Source organism: Pseudaminobacter sp. Soil_N_29 (assembly GCF_057656055.1).
In genome coordinates, this window is sequence record NZ_JBDGLC010000006.1 from 159159 (window position 1) to 179710 (window position 20552).

The 20552-nt window shown below is 63.2% G+C and carries 23 protein-coding genes; 12 read left to right on the forward strand and 11 right to left on the reverse strand.

What is annotated here, in order from left to right; translation table 11 throughout:
- Positions 1 to 178 precede the first annotated feature (178 nt).
- Positions 179 to 1501 carry a tRNA uridine-5-carboxymethylaminomethyl(34) synthesis GTPase MnmE gene (mnmE, locus tag AC3A4H_RS15285; protein WP_487767442.1) on the reverse strand — a complete coding sequence of 441 codons (1323 nt, stop codon included), beginning with the start codon at positions 1499 to 1501 and terminating at the stop codon, positions 179 to 181.
- Positions 1502 to 1563: 62 nt separating this feature from the next.
- Here mnmE and AC3A4H_RS15290 point away from each other — a divergent pair, with 62 nt between their 5' ends.
- A complete protein-coding gene (locus AC3A4H_RS15290) occupies positions 1564 to 3588 on the forward strand; it encodes a thioredoxin domain-containing protein (protein WP_487767443.1) in 2025 nt (674 codons plus the stop codon).
- 89 nt (positions 3589 to 3677) lie between these two features.
- Here the strand turns inward: AC3A4H_RS15290 and rho are convergent, their stop codons facing one another.
- The 3 genes from rho to hemE all read right to left on the reverse strand — a co-directional run bounded on the left by rho (position 3678) and on the right by hemE (position 6680).
- The gene (gene rho / locus AC3A4H_RS15295; protein ID WP_348778755.1) at positions 3678 to 4943 is read right to left on the reverse strand and encodes a transcription termination factor Rho; all 1266 of its coding nucleotides are present in this window, start codon (positions 4941 to 4943) and stop codon (positions 3678 to 3680) included.
- A 166-nt stretch (positions 4944 to 5109) separates the two neighbouring features.
- Positions 5110 to 5649, reverse strand: coding sequence for a protoporphyrinogen oxidase HemJ (gene hemJ, locus AC3A4H_RS15300; protein ID WP_487767444.1), 540 nt, complete (start codon positions 5647 to 5649; stop codon positions 5110 to 5112).
- Complete coding sequence (hemE, locus tag AC3A4H_RS15305; RefSeq protein ID WP_487767445.1) at positions 5646 to 6680, reverse strand: uroporphyrinogen decarboxylase; 1035 nt, start codon at positions 6678 to 6680, stop codon at positions 5646 to 5648. The genes hemJ and hemE overlap by 4 nt, the downstream gene beginning before the upstream one ends.
- A 401-nt stretch (positions 6681 to 7081) precedes the next feature.
- On the opposite strand from hemE, the gene AC3A4H_RS15310 reads away from it, so the two are divergent.
- The 5 genes from AC3A4H_RS15310 (at position 7082) to dnaQ (ending at position 10937) form a co-directional block, all read left to right on the forward strand.
- Complete coding sequence (locus AC3A4H_RS15310; protein ID WP_487767446.1) at positions 7082 to 7903, forward strand: pyruvate, water dikinase regulatory protein; 822 nt, start codon at positions 7082 to 7084, stop codon at positions 7901 to 7903.
- Positions 7904 to 8037: 134 nt separating this feature from the next.
- Positions 8038 to 8637 (forward strand): Maf-like protein, encoded by a 600-nt coding sequence (locus tag AC3A4H_RS15315; RefSeq protein ID WP_487767447.1) that lies wholly within the window; start codon positions 8038 to 8040, stop codon positions 8635 to 8637.
- Positions 8630 to 9472, forward strand: a complete 843-nt coding sequence (locus AC3A4H_RS15320; protein ID WP_487767448.1) for a shikimate dehydrogenase — start codon at positions 8630 to 8632, stop codon at positions 9470 to 9472. Before AC3A4H_RS15315 ends, AC3A4H_RS15320 begins: the two co-directional genes overlap by 8 nt.
- The gene (gene coaE, locus AC3A4H_RS15325) at positions 9469 to 10062 is read left to right on the forward strand and encodes a dephospho-CoA kinase (RefSeq protein WP_487767449.1); all 594 of its coding nucleotides are present in this window, start codon (positions 9469 to 9471) and stop codon (positions 10060 to 10062) included. The genes AC3A4H_RS15320 and coaE overlap by 4 nt, the downstream gene beginning before the upstream one ends.
- A gap of 143 nt (positions 10063 to 10205) precedes the next feature.
- Complete coding sequence (dnaQ, locus tag AC3A4H_RS15330) at positions 10206 to 10937, forward strand: DNA polymerase III subunit epsilon (protein ID WP_487767450.1); 732 nt, start codon at positions 10206 to 10208, stop codon at positions 10935 to 10937.
- Positions 10938 to 11087: 150 nt separating this feature from the next.
- On the opposite strand, the gene secB is transcribed toward dnaQ, so the two are convergent.
- Both secB and AC3A4H_RS15340 read right to left on the reverse strand, forming a co-directional pair.
- A complete protein-coding gene (gene secB / locus AC3A4H_RS15335) occupies positions 11088 to 11582 on the reverse strand; it encodes a protein-export chaperone SecB (protein ID WP_348778763.1) in 495 nt (164 codons plus the stop codon).
- A gap of 111 nt (positions 11583 to 11693) precedes the next feature.
- Positions 11694 to 12182: an FxsA family protein gene (locus AC3A4H_RS15340; protein ID WP_487767451.1), complete on the reverse strand. Its 489-nt coding sequence runs from the start codon at positions 12180 to 12182 to the stop codon at positions 11694 to 11696.
- A gap of 209 nt (positions 12183 to 12391) precedes the next feature.
- On the opposite strand from AC3A4H_RS15340, the gene AC3A4H_RS15345 reads away from it, so the two are divergent.
- From AC3A4H_RS15345 to AC3A4H_RS15365, 5 genes are all read left to right on the forward strand, one after another.
- On the forward strand, positions 12392 to 13096 hold the full coding sequence (locus AC3A4H_RS15345; protein WP_348778765.1) for a Tim44/TimA family putative adaptor protein: 705 nt from the start codon (positions 12392 to 12394) through the stop codon (positions 13094 to 13096).
- Between the two features lie 22 nt (positions 13097 to 13118).
- Complete coding sequence (mltA, locus tag AC3A4H_RS15350; protein WP_487767452.1) at positions 13119 to 14216, forward strand: murein transglycosylase A; 1098 nt, start codon at positions 13119 to 13121, stop codon at positions 14214 to 14216.
- Entirely contained in the window at positions 14213 to 14758 is a 546-nt protein-coding gene (locus AC3A4H_RS15355) for a Smr/MutS family protein (protein ID WP_487767453.1), read from the forward strand. The genes mltA and AC3A4H_RS15355 overlap by 4 nt, the downstream gene beginning before the upstream one ends.
- A complete protein-coding gene (locus tag AC3A4H_RS15360) occupies positions 14755 to 15117 on the forward strand; it encodes a helix-turn-helix domain-containing protein (RefSeq protein WP_487767454.1) in 363 nt (120 codons plus the stop codon). Before AC3A4H_RS15355 ends, AC3A4H_RS15360 begins: the two co-directional genes overlap by 4 nt.
- 126 nt (positions 15118 to 15243) lie before the next feature.
- Entirely contained in the window at positions 15244 to 15633 is a 390-nt protein-coding gene (locus AC3A4H_RS15365) for a nuclear transport factor 2 family protein (protein ID WP_487767455.1), read from the forward strand.
- Positions 15634 to 15709: 76 nt separating this feature from the next.
- Here the strand turns inward: AC3A4H_RS15365 and AC3A4H_RS15370 are convergent, their stop codons facing one another.
- From AC3A4H_RS15370 to hslV, 5 genes are all read right to left on the reverse strand, one after another.
- Positions 15710 to 16669 (reverse strand): DUF1402 family protein, encoded by a 960-nt coding sequence (locus tag AC3A4H_RS15370; protein ID WP_487767456.1) that lies wholly within the window; start codon positions 16667 to 16669, stop codon positions 15710 to 15712.
- A 119-nt stretch (positions 16670 to 16788) separates the two neighbouring features.
- Positions 16789 to 18093 carry an ATP-dependent protease ATPase subunit HslU gene (gene hslU / locus AC3A4H_RS15375; RefSeq protein ID WP_487767457.1) on the reverse strand — a complete coding sequence of 435 codons (1305 nt, stop codon included), beginning with the start codon at positions 18091 to 18093 and terminating at the stop codon, positions 16789 to 16791.
- Positions 18094 to 18100: 7 nt separating this feature from the next.
- On the reverse strand, positions 18101 to 18640 hold the full coding sequence (locus AC3A4H_RS15380; protein ID WP_487767604.1) for a DUF2585 domain-containing protein: 540 nt from the start codon (positions 18638 to 18640) through the stop codon (positions 18101 to 18103).
- A gap of 53 nt (positions 18641 to 18693) precedes the next feature.
- Complete coding sequence (locus AC3A4H_RS15385) at positions 18694 to 19197, reverse strand: GNAT family N-acetyltransferase (protein ID WP_487767458.1); 504 nt, start codon at positions 19195 to 19197, stop codon at positions 18694 to 18696.
- A 1-nt stretch (position 19198) separates the two neighbouring features.
- Positions 19199 to 19747, reverse strand: coding sequence for an ATP-dependent protease subunit HslV (gene hslV, locus AC3A4H_RS15390; RefSeq protein WP_487767459.1), 549 nt, complete (start codon positions 19745 to 19747; stop codon positions 19199 to 19201).
- Positions 19748 to 19948: 201 nt separating this feature from the next.
- On the opposite strand from hslV, the gene hisB reads away from it, so the two are divergent.
- Entirely contained in the window at positions 19949 to 20548 is a 600-nt protein-coding gene (gene hisB / locus AC3A4H_RS15395) for an imidazoleglycerol-phosphate dehydratase HisB (RefSeq protein ID WP_487767460.1), read from the forward strand.
- Positions 20549 to 20552 lie beyond the last annotated feature (4 nt).

The window sequence follows — 20552 nt, forward strand, 5'->3', positions numbered from 1 at the left end:
TATCTCTCCGGAACACGACCCCTCAATGTTGGTGTTCGCCTCAGGAGTCAAGGCGACAAGGCGCAATTTTGTTTCACGTGAAACACAGAGTGAAGCAAAGCCCGTTGTTTCACGTGAGTCATTTTATGCGGAGAAATGTTTCACGTGAGTCAGCCCGGCCGATCGTGTTTCACGTGAGTCACTTGCCGATGCAGAATTGCGAAAAGATGACCTCCAGAAGGTCTTCGGTGTCGACCGCACCGGAGATCCGGCCGAGGCGATCGGAGGCAAGGCGCATGTTTTCCGAACGGAGCTCGAGTTGGTCCACGGGCAGGGCGAGGGCTGCTTCGAGGTAGTCAGTTGTCCTGGTGAGCAGGTCGATATGGCGCTGGCGCGACGGCAGCACATCTCCCACGTCGCCCACTGCCGTCACGGCGCGCGCGGTGATCATGTCCAGCAGCGAATCGACGCCGGCACCGGAAGTACTGGAAACCAGGCAGTCGAAACCATCCGGCTTGGCTGCCGCTGGCAGAAGATCGGTCTTGGTGCCAATCCGCAGGGTTGGGGCGGTGCTTTCCGTATCGGGTATCCGGTCGGGAGTGGTGACATCTTCCAGGTGGAGGATGAGGTCGGCGGTTCGCGCCCGCTCCAGCGCCCTGCCGATGCCGATCGCTTCCACCTTGCCTGGGGCCTCGCGGATGCCGGCAGTGTCGGTGAGCCGCACTTTCACGCCGTCGAGATCGAGGACCACTTCCACCAGGTCGCGCGTGGTGCCCGGCTCGTCGGTGACGATCGCCACGTCACGGCGCGCAAGCATGTTCAAAAGACTCGACTTGCCGGCGTTGGGCGCGCCGATGATGACGACATCAAAGCCGTCGCGGATGATCTCGGCGCGATGAAAGCCCTGCACGTGGCGGCGGATCTCGTCGATCATGGCCCGCACATCTGCCCACACCGACGAGGAGACCGAACCGGGAATGTCGGCCTCGTCGGCAAAATCCATTTCGGCCTCGATCATAGCCCGAGCATGAATCAGCCGACGGCGCCAATCGAGATAGAGCCCGCTTTGCCGGCCTTCGGCGTTCAGCACCGCAAAGCGCCGCTGGGCTTCGGTTTCAGCGGAAACCAGATCGGCAAGGGATTCGGCCTCCAATAGATCTACCTTGCCATTGAGAAAGGCCCGGCGCGTGAACTCGCCGGGCTCGGCCAAGCGAAGCCCCTCCAGCGATGTGAGGGCTTCGGTCACGGCCTGGACCACGGCGCGTCCGCCGTGGGCATGAAATTCTGCAGAATCCTCTCCGGTAAAACTGGCCGGGCCGGGGAAGAACAGCGCAATACCTTGATCCAGAAGTCTGCCATCGGGGGCGTAGAAAGCGGTGAAGCGGGCGCTGCGCGGGGAGGGCACTTTCCCAAGCATCGTTTCGAGAGCGAATCGAGTTTGCGGACCAGAAATACGGATGACCGCGATGCCGGAAGGCAGTCGACCGCTGGACAGGGCTACGATGGTATCCTGGAATATCATTTGCTCGCGTTTCCCTTGCGCCCTAATCTTCCAATTGCAACTGTTTGCGTGAGGTGCACATCTTGCCGCTGCCGGCCGAAAATCTTCTGTCCGAAGAAACCAGCCCCTATCTGCGCCAGCACAGCCACAATCCCGTGCACTGGCGAGCCTGGTCGCCAGAGTCGCTGGCTGAGGCCATTGAGACCCAGAAGCCAATCCTGCTGTCGGTCGGCTATGCAGCCTGCCACTGGTGCCACGTAATGGCGCATGAGAGCTTCGAGAGCGAAGACGTCGCCGCCGTCATGAACCGTCTCTTCGTCAATATCAAGGTCGATCGCGAGGAACGGCCCGACATCGACCAGATCTACATGGCCGCCCTGACCGCGATGGGTGAGCAGGGCGGCTGGCCGCTGACCATGTTCCTGACCCCCGATGCCAAGCCGTTCTGGGGCGGCACCTATTTTCCGAAGGAGACGCGCTACGGCCGCCCTGGTTTCATTCAGGTGCTCAAGGCAGTGAACAAGGCGTGGCAGGAGAAGAAGGAAAGCCTGGCCGCGAGCGGCGAGCAGTTGAAATCGCACATCGCGGGGCGTCTGGCAGCCAGCCATGCGCCGGCGCAGCTCTCCGATACCCAACTTGCCGCGCTTGCAGACGGCATCAACGGGATGGCCGACCGCGAGGCCGGCGGCTTGCGCGGCGCACCGAAATTCCCCAACGCGCCATTTATGCAAACGCTGTGGCTGAGCTGGCTGAAGAACGGCGCGACCGAGCATCGCGATGCCGTTACCGGAAGTTTCGAGCACATGTTGCGCGGCGGCATCTACGACCATGTCGGCGGCGGGCTCGCGCGCTACTCCACGGACGCCGAATGGCTGGTGCCGCATTTCGAAAAGATGCTCTACGACAATGCGCAGCTGCTGCGGCAGGCCAACTGGCTTCTGGCCGCGACCGGAAATGAATTGTTCCGGGTGCGAATCGAAGAAACCGCGACTTGGCTTTTGCGCGAAATGCGCGTGCAGGGTGGCGGCTTCGCGTCCAGCCTCGATGCGGACAGCGAGGGCGAGGAGGGTTTATTTTACACCTGGAACAAGGCCGAGATCGAAGCCACTCTCGGCAGTGACGCGCCCGCCTTCTTCGAAAGCTTCAGCCTCGCCCAGCCACCAAATTGGGAAGGCAAGCCGATCATCCACCAGACGCCGGACCAGAACCGGCATGAGCTGCAGCATCGGCAGGAAGTCGCCCACCTGAAACAGCAGCTGCTTGCCGCTCGCGAGAAACGCGTGAGACCCGGCCGCGACGACAAGGTTCTGGCCGACTGGAACGGGCTGCTCATCACTGCACTTGCCGAATGCGGTCGCGCGCTGTCGCGCCAGGAATGGATCGCGGCGGGGGAGGCTGCCTTCGATCTCGTGATCTCTCATGCGGATGCAGACGGGCGCCTGCCGCATTCCATCCTTGGCAGCCGCGCACTCTATCCGGCACTCTCCAGCGATTATGCCGCGATGGCCAATGCCGCGATCGCCCTTTACGAGGCGACGGGCAAGCTGGCCTATGTCGCGCAGGCAAAACGCTTCGTGGCGGAACTCGACCGCTGGTATCTGGATGGCGAGGGCAACGGCCATTTTCTCACCGCCTCCGATGCCACCGACGTGCCGATCCGCATTCGCGGCGACGTGGACGAAGCCATCCCTTCCGCAACCAGCCAGATCATCGAGGCAATGACGAGGCTGGCAAGCGTAACCGGTTCGGTCGAACTTCAGGACAAGCTTTGGCGTGTCGCCGAGCATGCCGCCGGCAGGGCGAGCCGCCAGCAATTCGGACAGGCTGGGATCGTCAATGCCTGCGCGCTGGTGCTGGCACCAATGAAGCTGGTCATGGTGGACGATCCAGCCGCGCCGAGATTCGTTCCGGAAGCGAATCGATACCCGGACCCAAGGCGAGTGGATATCTCAATCCCGGTGGGCGAGGCCGACGACCTGCCCAACCTGCCCGGCGGCACCTATCCGTCAACGAAACAGGCCGGCGCATATATTTGCACCGGCCCGCTCTGTCTACCTGTCATTTCCGATCCTGCGGAACTCGAACGCCGTCTGCGCGGGCAAGTATAAACCCGAAGGCTTCCGCCGATGCCCATCCCAGTGGGGCCGAAGCGTCGCTGCCTCGGCCATGCTGGAACCGCCGCCTGGCGAGCGTCCGGTCAGGTGTTCATCGAATCGAAGAAATCGCCGTTGGTCTTGGTCTGCTTGAGCTTGTCGATGAGGAACTCGATCGCGTCGGTGGTTCCCATCGGCGCCAGGATGCGGCGCAGAACGAAGATCTTCTGCAGATCCTGACGCGGTACCAGCAGGTCTTCCTTGCGCGTGCCAGACTTGAGGATGTCGATGGCCGGGAAGATGCGCTTGTCGGCCACCTTGCGGTCAAGAACGATTTCCGAGTTGCCGGTACCCTTGAACTCTTCGAAGATCACTTCGTCCATGCGGCTGCCGGTGTCGATCAGCGCGGTGGCGATGATGGTCAGCGAACCGCCTTCCTCGATGTTGCGCGCCGCGCCGAAGAAGCGCTTGGGGCGCTGCAGGGCGTTGGCGTCGACACCGCCGGTCAGCACCTTGCCGGAGGACGGCACGACCGTGTTGTAGGCGCGGCCGAGGCGCGTGATGGAATCGAGCAGGATGACCACGTCGCGGCCGTGCTCGACCAGACGCTTGGCCTTCTCGATGACCATTTCGGCCACCTGCACGTGGCGGGCGGCCGGCTCGTCGAAGGTGGAGGACACGACCTCGCCCTTCACCGAGCGCTGCATGTCGGTCACTTCTTCCGGGCGCTCGTCGATCAGGAGAACGATCAGGTAGCATTCCGGATGGTTGGTGGTGATCGAATGCGCGATGTTCTGCAGCAGGACGGTCTTACCGGTGCGCGGCGGCGCCACGATCAGGCCGCGCTGGCCCTTGCCGAGCGGCGCCACCAGATCGATGACGCGCGGCGAGATGTCCTTGGTGGTCGGGTTGTCGACTTCCATCTTGATCCGCTCATTCGGATAGAGCGGCGTCAGGTTGTCGAAGTGGATCTTGTGCCGGATCTTCTCCGGATCGTCGAAGTTGATGGTGTTGACCTTGAGAAGGGCGAAATAGCGCTCGCCCTCCTTCGGGCTGCGGATCGGGCCTTCGACGGTGTCGCCGGTCTTCAGCGAAAAGCGACGGATCTGCGAGGGCGAGATGTAGATGTCGTCCGGGCCCGGCAGATAGTTGGCATTGGCCGAGCGCAGGAAGCCGAAACCGTCCTGCAGCACTTCGACCACGCCGTCACCGATGATCTCGACATCCTGGGCCGCCAGCTTCTTGAGGATGGCGAACATCAGCTCCTGCTTGCGCATGACGCTGGCGTTCTCGACCTCCAGCGACTCGGCGAAGGCAACGAGATCGGTCGGTTTCTTGTTCTTGAACTCCTGGAGTTTCATTTCCTGCATGGACGGACTCTGAAAGGGGGATCGGGGAGAAAGATATCGACGAATGCGATGGAGTGCCGGGCGCGACCGTTATGTCAGCAAGGAAGGCGCAGGCGGGAAGGAAGAATCGTCTTTTATCTGCCCCCGTGACAAAGGGCAAGGCACCTTTTGATAAGGATTTAAGGCGTCAGAACGGTTTTACAACCACCAGAATGACGATGAGGATCATCAGCACGGTGGGAATCTCGTTGATCATCCGCCAGTGCCGGGCAGCCCTGGTGTTCCTGTCCTGGGCAAAACGGCGCACCGAGGCGGAGAGGTAGCCGTGCACGCCCGACATCAGCACAACCAGCGCGATCTTGGCGTGCAGCCAGCCGCCGTGGAAAGCAAAACCCTTCCAGGCAAGCCAGAGGCCGAAAACCCAGGTGACGATCATGGCCGGATTGATGATGGCCCGCAGCAGGCGGCGCTCCATCACCTTGAAGGTTTCCGACTGCACCGAGCCCGGCTCGGCGTCGGCGTGATAGACGAACAGCCGCGGCAGATAGAGCATGCCCGCCATCCAGGAGATCACCGCGATCACGTGAATGGCCTTGGCCCAGAGATAGAGATTATCGGGCGCAAAGTAGAACAGCAGCGCGGTCAGAACCATGAAGATGGCAATTGCCGCGGCCGCCCGCTGCATCGCCTTGGCTCCGCTGGTCTCGGGCGTGTTCGTCGCGCTCATCGCCCGGAAAAGCTCCTCACCTGGCGGACCATCGCCTCGACATGCTCGATCGGCGTATCCGGCGTGATGCCGTGGCCGAGGTTGAAGATAAGCGGGCCCTTGCCCAGCGCGTCGAGAATGGCGCTGACACCCTCAGACAATGCCCGGCCGCCGGCAACCAGGCGCAGCGGATCGAGATTGCCCTGCACGGCGCCGCCCGCCTGCAGCTGGCGCGCCTGCGACAGCGGCACGGTCCAGTCGAGGCCAAGCCCCGCAACCTGCGTCTTCTGCCTGTAGCTGTCATAGCGGGTGCCAGCGCCCCGCGGGAAAGCGATTACGGGCACGTTGGGGTGAACCGCATGAACCCTGCGCACGATCTCGGCCACCGGCTTCACGCACAACGCCTCGAAGGTGGCCTCGTCGAGAATGCCCGCCCAGGAGTCAAAGATCTGCACCACGTCGGCGCCCGCATCGATCTGGCGGATCAGATATTGCGCGGAATAGTCCACCAGCACCGCCAGCAGGCGTTCCATCGCTTCCGGATGGCGGAAGGCGAACAGACGCGCGGGCGCCTGGTCGGGCGTGCCGTGGCCGGCGATCATATAGGTCGCCAGCGTCCAGGGGGCGCCGCAGAAGCCGATCAGCGTGGTTTCCTGGGGTAGCTCCGCGCGCAGCCGCCTTACCGTCTCGTAGACCGGCGCCAGCCGCTGGTGGAAGCTCGAGCCGTCGAGCCTGTCGACGTCGGCAGCGCTCATCGGCGTCATCAGCGGACCGCGGCCCTCTTCAAAGCGCAGGTCCCGGCCGAGCGCATGCGGAACAACCAGAATATCGGAGAACAGGATCGACGCGTCGAAACCGAAGCGCCGGATCGGCTGCAAGGTCACTTCGACCGCGAAGTCGGGGTTGTAGCACAGGTCGAGGAAGCCGCCGGCCTTCTTCCTGGACTCGCGGTATTCCGGCAGATAGCGGCCCGCCTGGCGCATCATCCAGAGCGGCGGCGGGAAAACCGGTTCGCCTTTCAGGACATCCAGCATGGCGCGTCTTGTCGTCATGAAGCTTCGTTCTCCCGGTTCTTCTAAAAAATATAATTTCTAAGAGAGAAGAGTCTTCTGATTATTAGACTCTGTTGGAATCGAGAATTGCCACTTATCCACCCGAGCGGCCCGAGCGCCAGAAAGCATAATGTCGCGCTTTCGGCGGTGTGGATTGGACAAGTCTGGGGATTATCCGAATTGAGTCCGAGATTACAAGGGCTTGCGGAGTCGACGATTTGGGGCCGATTGGTGATCGGACGATCGTGGTTAGACTTATCCCCATTCTCATCCCCGGCGCGGATTCCGAACTGACAGCGGGGCGAATTGTGGACAAGTGGCTATCTGATACAGTCTCAACCCACAGGGGGGCCCAAAGGTCCCCCTTTATCCACATTTGACCACAGACCCGGGCGACCCTTGTGAACAAACCCCAGAGCTTCTTCCATCTCCACCTGATCTCGGACGCCACCGGCGAGACGCTGCTGGCCGCGGGGCGCGCGGCTTCCGCGCAATACAAGGATGCCAGGGCCATCGAGCACATCTATCCGCTGATCCGCACCGAGAAGCAGTTGATGAAGGTGTTCGACGATATCGAGGAAGAGCCGGGCATCGTGCTCTACACGGTGGTGGACCAGAAGCTTGCCCGCATGATCGACAGCCGCTGCGCGGCCATGGGCCTGCCCTATGTTTCGGTGCTGGAGCCGGTGCTGTCGGTGTTCCAGTCCTATCTCGGTACGCCGGCCGGGCGGCGCGTGGGCGCGCAGCATGTGCTGGATGCCGAATATTTCCGGCGCATCGACGCGCTGAACTTCACCATGGAGCATGATGACGGCCAGCTTCCGAGTGACATCGAGGAAGCCGACATCGTGCTGATCGGCATATCGCGCACCTCCAAGACCCCGACCAGCATCTATCTGGCAAATCGCGGCATCAAGACCGCCAATGTGCCGATCGTTCTGGGCGTGCCGCTGCCGCCAAGCCTCATCCATGCCAGGAAGCCGCTCATCGTCGGCCTGATCGCCACCGCGGAGCGCATATCGCAGGTGCGGCAGAACCGGCTTCTGGGCACCAGCGCGGGCTTCGACTCGCAGACCTATATCGATCGGGCCACGATTACCGAAGAACTCGCCTATGCCAGGCAGATCTGCACCCGCCACAACTGGCCGATGATCGATGTCAGCCGCCGCTCCATCGAGGAAACGGCCGCCGCGATCGTTGCCCTGCGCAGCAGGACGCGTTAGAGCGGGGCGCCTCTCGCTTGAACCGGCCTCGTGCCCTAAACTTTTGTTTTGCTGCATGATCTTTTCGGCGGGCGAAACGCTGCCAAGGATCGTGCTTCGGGCGGGGCGATCGGTCGGCCAACAGGAGAAGCCGCATGGCGGAAAAGATCATCTTGGCGTCGGGCAGCCCTTTCAGAAAGGCGCTCCTGGCAAATGCTGGCGTGGAATTTTCGGCCGTGCCGGCCGATTTGGACGAGCGGGCGCTGGAGGCGCCGCTGGAAAACAGCGGTGTCACGCCGGAAGAGGTGGCGCTGATATTGGCCGAGGCCAAGGCGCTGCATGTCAGCGAAAAGCATCCCGGCGCGCTGGTCATCGGCTGCGACCAGACGCTGTCGCTTGAAGACCGCATCTTCCACAAGCCCGCCGACATGGAAGCTGCGCGGCGGCATCTTTTGGACCTTTCCGGCCAGACGCATCAGCTCAACAGCGCTGTTGTTCTGGTGCGCGACGGCAAGCTGTTGTGGAGCGCGGTGCCGGTGGCGCGGCTGACCATGCGCAAGCTGGAACCCGCCTTCATCGGCCGGCACCTCGCCAAGGTGGGCGCCAAGGCGCTGTCGAGCGTCGGCGCCTATCAGATCGAGGGCCAGGGCATCCAGCTTTTCGAGAAGATCGAGGGCGATTATTTCACCATTGTCGGGCTGCCGCTGCTGCCGCTGCTCGAGGAACTGCGCAAGCTTGGAGCGATAGATGGCTGAGACTGAAACGAAGGCTTTCGTCTGCGGCCACCCCATCGCTCATTCGCGTTCGCCCAAGATCCACGGCTTCTGGCTGAAAGCCAACGGCCTTGCCGGCACCTACACCGCCATTGACGTCGCGCCCGAGAAGTTCGGCGACTTCCTGACGGGGCTGGCGGCGCAAGGCTTTGCCGGCGGCAATGTTACCATTCCGCACAAGGAGGCCGCCTTCCGCCTGGTCGACCGCCGTGATGAGGCCGCCGAAGCCATCGGCGCGGTGAACACGGTCTGGTTCGAAGATGGTCAGCTTTGGGGCGGCAACACCGATGCCTATGGCTTTGCCGCCAATCTCGACGAATATGCGCCTGGCTGGGACAAGACCGACGCGGCACTGGTGCTGGGCGCGGGCGGCGCCGCGCGCGCCATCGTTCATGCGTTGAAGCTGCGCGGCATCCGCAACATCCGCATCGTCAACCGCACGGTCGCGCGGGCCCAGGAACTGGCCGACAGCTTCGGCGCCGGCGTTTCGGCGCATCCGCTGGCGGCGGCAAGCGAGTTCCTCCCCGAGACTGGGCTTCTCATCAACACCACCTCGCTCGGCATGCATGGCAACGAAGAGCTGCCGGTCGATCCGTCGGCCTTGCCCGACGGCGCGGTGGTCACCGACATCGTCTATGTGCCGCTGGAAACGCCGCTTCTGGCCGCGGCCAAAGCGCGGGGGCTGAAGACGGTCGACGGCCTCGGCATGCTGCTTCACCAGGCGGCTCCCGGCTTCGAGCACTGGTTCGGCATCCGCCCGGCGGTGACGGCCGAACTGCGCGATCTGATCGTGGCCGACCTGGGTGTCGCCAGATGATCGTGCTCGGCCTGACCGGATCGATCGGCATGGGCAAATCGACCGCGGCGAAGATGTTCGCCGAAGCCGGCATTCCCGTGCACGATTCCGACGAAGCGGTGCATCGCCTCTATGCCGGGGCGGCCGCCCCCCTGGTGGAGGCTGCGTTCCCCGGCACGGTGCGCGATGGCGTGGTCGACCGCACGGCGCTTGCCGGCAAGGTGCTCGGCAATTCCGAGGCGATGAAGAAACTGGAATCCATCATCCATCCGCTGGTGCGCGCCGATGCCGACGCCTTCCTGGCGCGGCATCGCGCTGCCGGGGCGCCGCTGGCGGTGCTCGACATTCCGCTGCTGTTCGAAACCGGCGGCCGCGACCGCGTTGACAAGGTGGTGGTGGTGAGCGCACCGGCCGACGTGCAGCGCATACGGGTTCTGCGCCGGCCCGGCATGACCGAGGAGAAATTCGCCAGCATCCTCGCGCGGCAGGTTCCCGACGCCGAGAAACGCGCCCGCGCGGATTTCGTGATCGACACCGGACACGAGCTGGATCACACGAGAGATGTCGTGCGGCAGGTCGTCGCCGCTGCGCTCGCGGACGAAAAATCGTAATACCCGCGTTATCCCCGCCGTACGGCTCGATGAGGGCGGGCAAGTCGGCTGTGCTTTTTTCGACGGTAGCGGCTGCGAAATGAGAAAAACGCGGCGGCGATGTAGATATGATCCGCCACACTGCCGCTGCATGGAGTGATTCGTTGCGCGAAATCATTTTCGATACGGAAACGACAGGCCTGGATTCCCGCGAGGACCGCATCATCGAGATCGGCGCGATCGAACTGGTCAACCGCTTCCCGACCGGCCAGACTTTTCATGTCTACATCAATCCGCAGGGAAAGCAGGTGCATCCCGATGCGCTGGCCGTGCACGGCATCAGCAACGAGCGCCTGGCCAACGAGCCAACCTTTCCGGAGATCGTCGAACAATTCCTGGCCTTCTTCGAAGGCGCCAAGCTGATCGCTCACAATGCCAGCTTCGACATGGGCTTCATCAATGCCGAGCTGGCGCGGCTCGGCCACCCGGCGATCGACGACGAAAGGGTGATCGACTCGCTGGTGCTCGCCCGGCGCAAGCACCCGATGGGGCCGAACTCGCTCGACGCGCTGTGCCGGCGCTATGGCATCAACAACAGCCACCGCACCTTCCACGGCGCGCTGCTGGACTCCCAGCTTCTGGCCGAGGTCTATATCGAGCTGATCGGCGGCAAGCAGGCCGCGCTGGTACTCGAGGCGAGTACCGAGCTGGGTCAGGTCGAGAGCGGCGGCGCGCAGATGGACTTCGTGATCGCGCCTCGCCCGGAGCCGCTGCCCTCGCGCCTGAGCGAGGCCGAACTTGCCGCCCACGCGCGACTGGTGGAAGGGCTTGGCGAAAAGGCGATCTGGCGCAAGCTCGACAATCCGGCCGAAGGCCAGGAAGCAGCGCTGGCATAGGTTTCGAGCCGAAGGCCGGCTGAAAAAGACCCGCCAAAAGAAAACCCGGCGCAAGGCCGGGTTTTTTTGCGAAAGCGATGCGACCGTGTCTTAGACCGGTTTTGAAGCATGATCTTGTCCGAAAAGTCTGCAACTTTTCGGGATCATGCTTTAGCTGACCTGCACCTTGGCGGCAGCCTGGTCTTCGGCGATCTTCTGCTGGAACATCTGCGCGAAGTCGATCGGGTCGAGCATCAGCGGCGGGAAGCCGCCATTGCGGGTGGCGTCGGCGATGATGTGGCGCGCAAACGGGAACAGCAGGCGCGGGCACTCGATGAAGAGCAGCGGCAGCATGTGCTCCTGCGGGAAGCCCTCGATCTTGAACACGCCGCCATAGACCAGCTCGACGTTGAACAGCACGTCACTGTCGAAGGCAGCCTTGGCCGAGAGCGTCAGGTTGACGTCGAATTCCGTTTCCGACAGCGGATTGGCGTTGACGTTCACATTGATGTTGATGCCTGGGGCCTTGTCGCGGCCGCGAAGCGAGTTGGGCGCGCCCGGGCTCTCGAAGGACAGGTCTTTCACATACTGCGCGAGTACGTTGAGTGTGGGCTGCACGCTGGTGCCGTTTCCGTTGCCCACCGGCTGGTTCTCATTGTTGGCCATCAGCCATTTCCTCTTCCATTCAGCCGCCCGGCGGCCCGGATTGAAATCGAGCGTTGGCTAGCATGGCCTTTATGTCAAGACAAGGTTTTGCGCAGAAGCGCGCAAACAGCCTCACTCGTCGCGGATCCGCCGCCAGGGCGAGCGCGGATCGGCCTCGCGGGAATAATCGTCCTCGTCGAGATCGATGGTCTTGCCGTCTCCGGGCCGGCGCGAAAAACCGCCCATGAAGCCATAGTCCACGGTGAAATCGATGCGCCGGCGCAGGAAATTCCAGCCCAGGTCGCGCACCGGCGGCAGGAAAAGCAGGATGCCGATGATGTCGGTGAAAAAACCCGGAATGAGCAGCAGAAGGCCGGCCAGCATGATCATCACGCCATGCGCCAGCTCGCGGCTGGGGTCCCGGCCCGCCGCCACCTCGTTGCGGATGCGCGCCATGACGCCAAAGCCCTGATGGCGGAGCAGCATTCCGCCGGCCACGCTGGTGGCCACGGTGAGTGCGAGGGTGGGAAACACGCCGATCTGGCGGCCGACGATGACGAAACCAGCGATCTCGATCAACGGAAGCAAAAGCAGGAAGAAGGGGAGGGAGGAGACGCGCACTGACCAGCCTGTGTTAGATTGCCCGCAAAATGCCTGCACCCATGCTGGCACATTATACGATAGATAGGTATGCATGCCTTTAATTTGAATGCGGGCTGCCCGCGTTCTATATGCATGGCTAAGGCGCGGAATTACGGCGGGCGGGCACGATGTCGGCTCCCGGCGGCTCAAAAGTCGGGCGCAAGACACGGGATTGTATGGCGGAAGATATGGAATTTTTCGACTTCGGCACACTGTTCTTTCTGATCGCGGCCGTCGTGATCTTCTTCCAGCTGCGCAACGTGCTCGGGCGCCGCACTGGAAACGAACGCCCGCCCTTCGATCCCTACACGGCCGGCCGCACCGGCGACAAGGATGCCGCGGCGAAGTCGGAGAACGTCGTTTCGCTGCCGCGCAAGCGCGTGTCGGCCGACAATGACGAGGCCTATGCGGCAATCGATGCCGTGGCCCAGCCCGACACCGATCTGAACAAGGGCCTGCGCGCCATCAAGGACGCCGACCCTTCCTTCGACCCCAGGGGCTTCGTCGAAGGCGCCAAAATGGCCTACGAGATGATCGTGATGGCCTATGCCGACGGCGACCGCAAGACGCTCAAGAACCTGCTTTCGCGCGAGGTCTACGATGGCTTCGTCGCGGCGATCTCGGATCGCGAGGCCCGTTCCGAACGGATCCAGTCCTCCTTCGTCGGCATTGACAAGGCCGACATCGTCAGCGCGGAAATGAAGGGCAGCGAGGCGCACCTGACGCTGCGGATCGTCAGCGAACTGATCTCGGCCACGCGCGACAAGGCCGGCGAGGTGATCGATGGCGATCCCGAGACCGTGGCCGAGGTGAAGGATGTGTGGACTTTCGCCCGCGACACCCGCTCGCGCGATCCCAATTGGAAGCTCGTGGCGACCGAAGAAGAAGAATGATCGCCGGGCGGGGGCCGGGCCGGTGGCGCTATCGCCTGTTTTCCAAATCGTTTCGTTTGATGAGGTGCCCGGCTGGAGCCGGGACCACCATGAAGGTGCCTATGCCGCCTTCCGGCGCTCGGCCTTTCATGTCCTGAGCAAGCCTTATCGCACCGGCGCGCTTGGCGTTGAATTTTCAGCCTTTGCCGATGCCTATGCCGATGCGCGCGCCTGCGAAGGCGGGGATGCCAAGGCGTTCTTCCAACGGCATTTTGTCCCGGCGCGCATAATTCCCGACGACAGGCCCTCCGGTTTCGTCACCGGCTTCTATGAGCCGGAGGTTGAGGCTTCCCCCGCAAGAACGGACCGCTTTTCCGTGCCGCTGCTGGCGCGGCCCGCCGACCTGGTAGACGTGGAGGATGCCAACCGCCCGGCCGGCATGGACCCCTATCTCGCCTTCGCGCGGCAGGCGCCGCAAGGCCTGGTCGAATATTTCGACAGGCCGGCAATAGAGCAGGGGGCGCTGGCGGGGCAAGGGCTGGAGATCGCCTGGCTGGCAGATCCGGTCGACGCGTTTTTCGTCCATGTGCAGGGGGCCGCCCGTCTCCTCATGACCGACGGATCGATGCGGCGCGTCACCTATGCCGCGAAAACCGGCCAGCGTTTCACTGGCCCGGGCGGGGTTCTGGCCGAACTCGGCGAAATCCCGCCGGAAAAGGTCACGATGCAGTCGATCCGCGCCTGGTTCAAGGCCAACGCGCACCGGGTGAACGAGATCCTGTGGCGCAACAGGTCCTATATCTTCTTCCGCGAGGCGGCCGTCGAGGAAGCGGAACTCGGGCCGATTGCCGCCGCCAAGGTGCCGCTGACGCCCGGCCGCTCCATTGCCGTCGACCGGCTGCTGCACACTTTCGGCACGCCCTTCTTCATCGATGCGCCGACCCTTACGGCCTTCGACGGCGCGCCGTTCCGGCGCCTGATGATCGCGCAGGACACCGGCTCGGCCATCACCGGGCCGGCGCGCGGCGACCTGTTTGCAGGCTCCGGCTTTGCCGCGGGCGAGATTGCCGGGGTGGTTCGCAATGCGGCCGACTTCTTCGCGCTGCTCCCGCGCGGGCTGGCCAGTGGAGTCGTGTCGTGAGCGGCGGGCGCGGCAAGCCGCTGAGCGACGAGGACCGCGTGCTGTGGAGCCTGGTTGCGCGGTCGACCACGCCGCTGAAGGGCCGCATGGCGGTGGAACTGCCGCCAGAGCCTGCAATGACCATGGAACAGGCCATGGCAGCCGAAAAACCCACCGCGAAACCGGCGCCCGCTGCCCCCGCCAAGCCGCGCCTGACGGTCACCCATTCCTTCGACAGCCAGACGCATGACAAGCTCGCCAAGGGCCGGCTGCCCATCGAGGGCCGCGTCGACCTGCACGGCATGACGCAGGAAGAGGCCTATTCGCTGCTCTTGTCCTTCCTCGGCCGCGCCTATGCCGGCGGCGTTCGCTATGTGCTGGTCATTACCGGCAAGGGCTCGTCCTCGGGCGGCGAGGGGGTGCTGCGGCGCGCTGTGCCGGGCTGGCTGGCCACGCCGCCATTCCGCGTGCTGGTCAGCAGCCACGACCATGCCGCCCGCAAGCACGGCGGCGCCGGCGCGCTCTATATCAGGCTGCGCCGCCATCCGGTGGCCAGGCCATGACCCCGTTCGGCCAGAAGCTGCAGCAGTTGCGGCGCGAAAGGCGCGTCAGCCAGAAGGACATGGCCGCCGCGATCGGCGTCAGCGCCGCCTATCTCTCGGCGCTGGAGCACGGCAAGCGCGGAGCGCCGACCTGGGCATTGCTGCAGAAGATCATCGGCTATTTCAACGTGATCTGGGACGATGCGGAGGAACTGCAGCGGCTGGCCGAAAGCTCGCATCCGCGCGTGGTGATCGACACTTCCGAGCTGTCGCCGGCGGCGACCGAGCTTGCCAACCTGCTGGCCGAGAACATCGGCCGGCTCGACGAGGACGATCTCGGCAGCCTGATCTCGCAGGTGGAAAAGGCGCGCCGGCGCTGAGCTGGGCGGTTTTGTCCTGCCGAACTATACCACCGGCGGAGTGTGGCGAGGTTAGTTTGCATTCTGACAAGTCGCGCCGTACGCTTTGTTGGGCGTCGTAGTCCAGGCTTAGGTAGGACCGTAGCAATGACCCGCTTCACCGTTGAGATTGACGAAATTCGCTCGCTCGAAGAGGCGCTGCACCGCCCAGAGGTGCGTCGCTCAAGACAGGCGGTCCAGGATCTTCTTGCCGAAGGGTTTGTGGAGTTCGGAAGTTCAGGTGCGGTGTATGAACGAGATGAAGTCATCGATCTGCTGGCGCAAGAGCAGGACAGCAATGATGATAGCGAACTGAACGCGTTCGACTATTCCTTGACCTTTATCTCAGACGGCGCGGTTCTTCTCACCTACCGCACCAGGCGGACAGAACGTCAGGGGCGAGAGTGGCATGCTTTGCGGAGTTCCATTTGGAAGCACACAGGAGCTCGATGGCAGATGGTGTTTCATCAAGGCACCATAACCAAGCCACCCGTTTGACTTAATCAAGCGACTTCCCTTGGTCTCCTGGGTATCCTGAGGCCGAACTCTCCATCAGAGGCAGGGCAAGAGTGCACTAAAACAGCGCCTGCAGTTCGGACAGTCTGTCGTTGACCAGCCAGCCGTAATAATTTTCCTGCGGCAGCTTTTCCTCCAGGCCCTCGCTTTGCCGCTGTTGGTTCTCGGCCTTCAGCGCATGGGCGCGGGCCTCGGGGTTGCCGACATTGTAGAGCGTCGCCGTCAGGCCGGGATTTTTGGAAATGTCGAAGCCGGCGATGTCGCGATAGGCGTCGATCGACATCCTGATGGTCGCCGCGACATAGGGGACGGTCAGGTCCGGATCCATGATTGTCTCGTAGACCTGGTTGGGCCGGCTGGCATCGAGCTTGGGCAGGCCGGACACGCGATGCACGAGGTCGCTCGCCTTGAGCGCGGTCAGCGGGTTGAGCTGGCCGATGCCGAAGGTCTGGCCGGCATAGAGCGGCTGGAAGAAGGTGGCGCTGAAGCGATTGTCGGGAAAGCTGGTGCCGCCGACGGTCTTGCCGCGGAACTGCCGGTCCCACACGGTTTCACGGCAGGTCCACAGGTCGTTGCTGTCGGACTTGTCGGCGCAGGTCGAAAACTCGGGCCGCTGCACGAAATCGGTAATGTCCTCGCCATTGTGGCGGAAGCTAAGGCCGCTCAGCAGATAGGACGCCGCCTTCACATAATAAGTCTGCAGCCGGTCATAGGCATCGACATTGTAGGTATGCTCGCCCACCAGGGCGCCGACGATGTGAATGGGATCAAGCCGGTACTCCGCCGCGACCTCACGGATCTTGCCCCGCAAGCCGGCGTCGTTCTTCAGAAGCGCGTAGATCTTGCGATATTTGGCGTCGAAGCTGGTCTTGCCGGCCTGGGTGCGCTTTGACGAGGCCCCCGGCACCGGCGGCTGTTCGACATTGCGGTTTCCAGTCGGCACGACGATCTGGGCGGATGCGGGCGGGACACCGCATACCAGAGCAAGCACCAAGGCCACGAGGGGAGATTTATTCATCAGTCGCCGGGACGTTTCTGAAAGGCACGAGGCGCGCAAATTAGGAAAAGCGCCCGAGGGTGTCGAGCGCTTTTCTTGGCGATTGACCGCGCCGCCCGTGACAGGCGGCGGGGCGAGCCTCAGAGGATGAAGCGCGACAGGTCGGTGTTGCGCGAAAGGTCGCCGACCTGCTTTTCGACATAGGCCGCATCGATCTTGATCGTGGTGCCGAAGCGGTCCGGCGCGTCATAGGAGATCTCGTCGAGCACCCGCTCCATTACGGTCTGCAACCGGCGCGCGCCGATGTTTTCCACGCTGGCGTTCAGCTCCACTGCAATGCCGGCCAGCGCGTCGATGGCATCGTCGGTGAATTCGAGCGTCACGCCCTCGGTCTGCATCAGCGCGATATACTGCTTGATCAGGCTCGCCTCGGTCTCGGTCAGGATGCGCTTGAAGTCGTCCTTGTCCAGCGCCCGCAACTCCACGCGGATCGGCAGGCGGCCCTGCAACTCGGGCAGCAGGTCGGAGGGCTTGGCCACGTGGAACGCGCCCGAAGCGATGAACAATATGTGGTCCGTCTTCACCGGCCCATATTTGGTCGCTACAGTCGTGCCTTCGACCAGCGGCAGCAGGTCGCGCTGAACGCCCTCGCGCGAGACGCCGGCGCCCACGCCGCCCTCGCGCGCCGCGATCTTGTCGATCTCGTCGAGGAAGACGATGCCGTCATCCTGGGTCGCAGTCAGCGCCCGCTGCACCACCTCTTCCTGATCGAGCAGCTTGTCGGATTCGTCGTTTATCAGCAGGGCGTAGGAGTCCTTCACCGTGGTCTTGCGCGTCTTGGTGCGCGCGCCGCCCATCGCCTTCGACAGCATGTCGCCTATGTTCATCACGCTGGCGCCGGGCATGCCGGGGATCTCGAAGCCGCCGATCGGGGTGCTCGTGTCGGCCACCTCGATCTCGATCTCCTTGTCGTCCAACTCACCATCACGCAGCTTCTTGCGGAAGGAATCGCGCGTGGCCGGGCTGGCGGTCTTGCCCACCAGCGCTTCCAGCACCCGCTCCTCGGCGTTCAGATGGGCGCGCGCCTTGACGTCCTCGCGCATCTTCTCGCGCACCAGGCCGATAGCCGCCTCGACCAGATCGCGCACGATCTGCTCCACGTCGCGGCCGACATAGCCGACCTCGGTAAATTTGGTGGCCTCGACCTTGATGAAGGGCGCGCCGGCAAGCCTGGCCAGCCGCCGCGAGATTTCGGTCTTGCCGACGCCGGTGGGCCCGATCATGAGAATGTTCTTGGGCATCACCTCTTCGCGCATCTGCCCGTCGAGCTGCTGGCGGCGCCAACGGTTGCGCAGCGCAATCGCAACGGCGCGCTTCGCCTCCTTCTGGCCGATGATGTAGCGGTCGAGTTCCGAAACGATTTCGCGCGGGGAAAAAGTGCTCATGATCTTACTACAACCCGTTTTGCCACTGCTTGATGAACTCGAACGGATGCAGCAGCATGATCACGTTGAGTGTCAGATTGTCCCGGATAAGGTAGCCGACGCCAATTTCGAAGACGAGGGCGAGGGTCACGACGATCCATATAGGTAGCCGTGCGGCCATCACAAAGCCCAGCACCATGGCCAGCGTGTCGGACACCGAATTGACGATGCTGTCGCCGAAATAGTCGAGCGAGATCGTCTCTTCGCGATAGCGGTTGATGATGAAGTCGCTGTTCTCGATGATCTCCCAGGCACCTTCCACGAAAAGCGCCAGCCCCAGCCTGAGCAAGATCGACCGGCCGGGCAGCACCAGCCAGGCAAGCATGTAAAACAGGAAGCCGTGGATGATGTGCGAGAAGGTGTACCAGTCGGCGATGTGCTGCGAGTTCTCCGAGCTCTGGACGACGCCGTGCCAGAGCTTCACATAGCCGCATTCGCAGACCGGCAGGCGGCCCATCAGGTAGAGGATCAGCGCCTGCGCGGCGATCAGCACGGCCACGATAGCCATGCCTGCTGGCAAGGAAATCCGCCGATGCGCGGCCTTGCCGGCCGCCATCATGCTCATTGGGCGCTTCCTTCCTCGTCCAGCACCATCAGCATGGCTTCGCCATAGACGGATGTGCGGCGGCCAAGCTGGCGGAAGCCTGCCTTCTCATAGGCGCGGATGGCGCGAAGATTGTCCGGGTGCGGATCGATGATGACGCGCGGCGCGCCCTCCTCGAAAAGCATCTCCGCAAACTGCCTGACGATCGCCGCGCCGTGCCCCTTGCCCAAAAATTCGGGCACGCCGATGGAAACATCGATGCCCAGCATGCCGAAAGGCTGGTCTGCATAGGGGTGGTCGTCCTCCAGATGCGGGTCGCAGCTCTGGATGTAGCCGATCGGCTTTCCGTCGAGCTCGACGATGAACGGCTCCACCGAAATGCTGTCGATGTGTTCGCGGATCTCTTCCAGGGCGGCGGCTGCGTCGCCCCACCACGCCGCCATGTGCGGCTCGGCGAGCCAGCGGGCGAGGAGGGGCATGTCCTTGCCCGTCAGCGGCCGGAAGCTGTATTCGGCCGGCACCTCAGGCCGCGTCCAGCGTTTCGACGACGAAGCTATGGTTGGTGTAGACGCAGATGTCGGCGGCGATCTCCATCGCCTTGCGAGCGATTTCCTCCGCATACTTGTCTGTGTCCATCAGCGCGCGCGCGGCGGCCAGCGCATAGTTGCCGCCCGAGCCGATGGCCATGACGCCGTGTTCGGGCTCCAGCACGTCGCCGGTGCCGGTCAGCGCCAGAGACACGTTCTTGTCGGCCACCAGCATCATCGCTTCCAGCCGGCGCAGGTAGCGGTCGGTGCGCCAGTCCTTGGCGAGCTCGACGCAGGCGCGCGTCAACTGGTCGGGATATTGCTCGAGCTTGGTTTCGAGGCGCTCCAGCAGGGTGAAGGCGTCGGCCGTGGCGCCGGCAAAGCCTGCGATCACGTTGCCCTTGCCCAGGCGGCGCACTTTCTTGGCATTGCCCTTCATGATGGTCTGGCCAAGGCTCACCTGGCCGTCGCCGGCGATCACCACCTTGCCGCCCTTGCGCACGGTCACGATTGTGGTGGCGTGCATGGTCAATTCATTGGACATAAATGGCTCCGATTTCGCACTATCCCTGAAAGGCGATTGGCGCGGTACGAGGAATATTGGCAACATATGTATGCGCCGGTCGGGCGATTGCAAAGGGTCTGCAAAAGCGGCCGACCGAAGGCGCCGATGCAACTGGCAATCGCACCGCCATGCTGTTAGAAGGATCGCGATTTACGTAAGGAACCGCAAGGGAACAGCTCCATGAGCGCTCGTGCCGCCGAAGTCAGCCGCAAGACCAAGGAAACCGAGATCGCCGTGTCCATCGACGTCGATGGCACCGGCCGGTCCGACATTTCGACCGGTGTGGGCTTCTTCGACCATATGCTCGACCAGCTGTCGCGCCATTCGCTGATCGACATGACCGTGCGCACCAAAGGCGACCTGCACATCGACGACCATCACACGGTGGAAGACACCGGCATTGTGCTGGGCCAGGCGCTGGCCAAGGCGCTGGGCGAGCGGCGCGGCATCGTGCGCTATGCCTCGATCGACCTGGCCATGGACGAGACGCTGACCCGCGCGGCGATCGACGTGTCCGGCCGGCCGTTCCTGGTCTGGAACGTGGCCTTCTCCGCGCCCAAGATCGGCACGTTCGACACCGAGCTGGTGCGCGAGTTCTTCCAGGCTTTCGCGCAGAATGCCGGCATAACGCTGCATGTGACCAACCATTACGGCGCCAACAACCACCACATTGCCGAGACCTGCTTCAAGGCGGTGGCGCGGGCGCTGCGCATGGCGCTGGAAACCGACCCGCGCCAGCCAAACGCCGTGCCTTCCACCAAGGGTTCGCTGAAAGGCTGACGCT

Coding starts and splice junctions, on each gene's coding strand:
- mnmE (WP_487767442.1), bottom strand. CDS start 1,501: ATGATATTCCAGGATACCATCGTAGCCCTGTCCAGCGGTCGACTGCCT.
- rho (WP_348778755.1), bottom strand. CDS start 4,943: ATGCAGGAAATGAAACTCCAGGAGTTCAAGAACAAGAAACCGACCGAT.
- hemJ (WP_487767444.1), bottom strand. CDS start 5,649: ATGAGCGCGACGAACACGCCCGAGACCAGCGGAGCCAAGGCGATGCAG.
- hemE (WP_487767445.1), bottom strand. CDS start 6,680: ATGACGACAAGACGCGCCATGCTGGATGTCCTGAAAGGCGAACCGGTT.
- AC3A4H_RS15315 (WP_487767447.1), top strand. CDS start 8,038: ATGGCGGAAAAGATCATCTTGGCGTCGGGCAGCCCTTTCAGAAAGGCG.
- AC3A4H_RS15320 (WP_487767448.1), top strand. CDS start 8,630: ATGGCTGAGACTGAAACGAAGGCTTTCGTCTGCGGCCACCCCATCGCT.
- coaE (WP_487767449.1), top strand. CDS start 9,469: ATGATCGTGCTCGGCCTGACCGGATCGATCGGCATGGGCAAATCGACC.
- secB (WP_348778763.1), bottom strand. CDS start 11,582: ATGGCCAACAATGAGAACCAGCCGGTGGGCAACGGAAACGGCACCAGC.
- AC3A4H_RS15345 (WP_348778765.1), top strand. CDS start 12,392: ATGGAATTTTTCGACTTCGGCACACTGTTCTTTCTGATCGCGGCCGTC.
- AC3A4H_RS15360 (WP_487767454.1), top strand. CDS start 14,755: ATGACCCCGTTCGGCCAGAAGCTGCAGCAGTTGCGGCGCGAAAGGCGC.
- AC3A4H_RS15365 (WP_487767455.1), top strand. CDS start 15,244: ATGACCCGCTTCACCGTTGAGATTGACGAAATTCGCTCGCTCGAAGAG.
- AC3A4H_RS15370 (WP_487767456.1), bottom strand. CDS start 16,669: ATGAATAAATCTCCCCTCGTGGCCTTGGTGCTTGCTCTGGTATGCGGT.
- hslU (WP_487767457.1), bottom strand. CDS start 18,093: ATGAGCACTTTTTCCCCGCGCGAAATCGTTTCGGAACTCGACCGCTAC.
- AC3A4H_RS15380 (WP_487767604.1), bottom strand. CDS start 18,640: ATGGCTATCGTGGCCGTGCTGATCGCCGCGCAGGCGCTGATCCTCTAC.
- hslV (WP_487767459.1), bottom strand. CDS start 19,747: ATGTCCAATGAATTGACCATGCACGCCACCACAATCGTGACCGTGCGC.
- hisB (WP_487767460.1), top strand. CDS start 19,949: ATGAGCGCTCGTGCCGCCGAAGTCAGCCGCAAGACCAAGGAAACCGAG.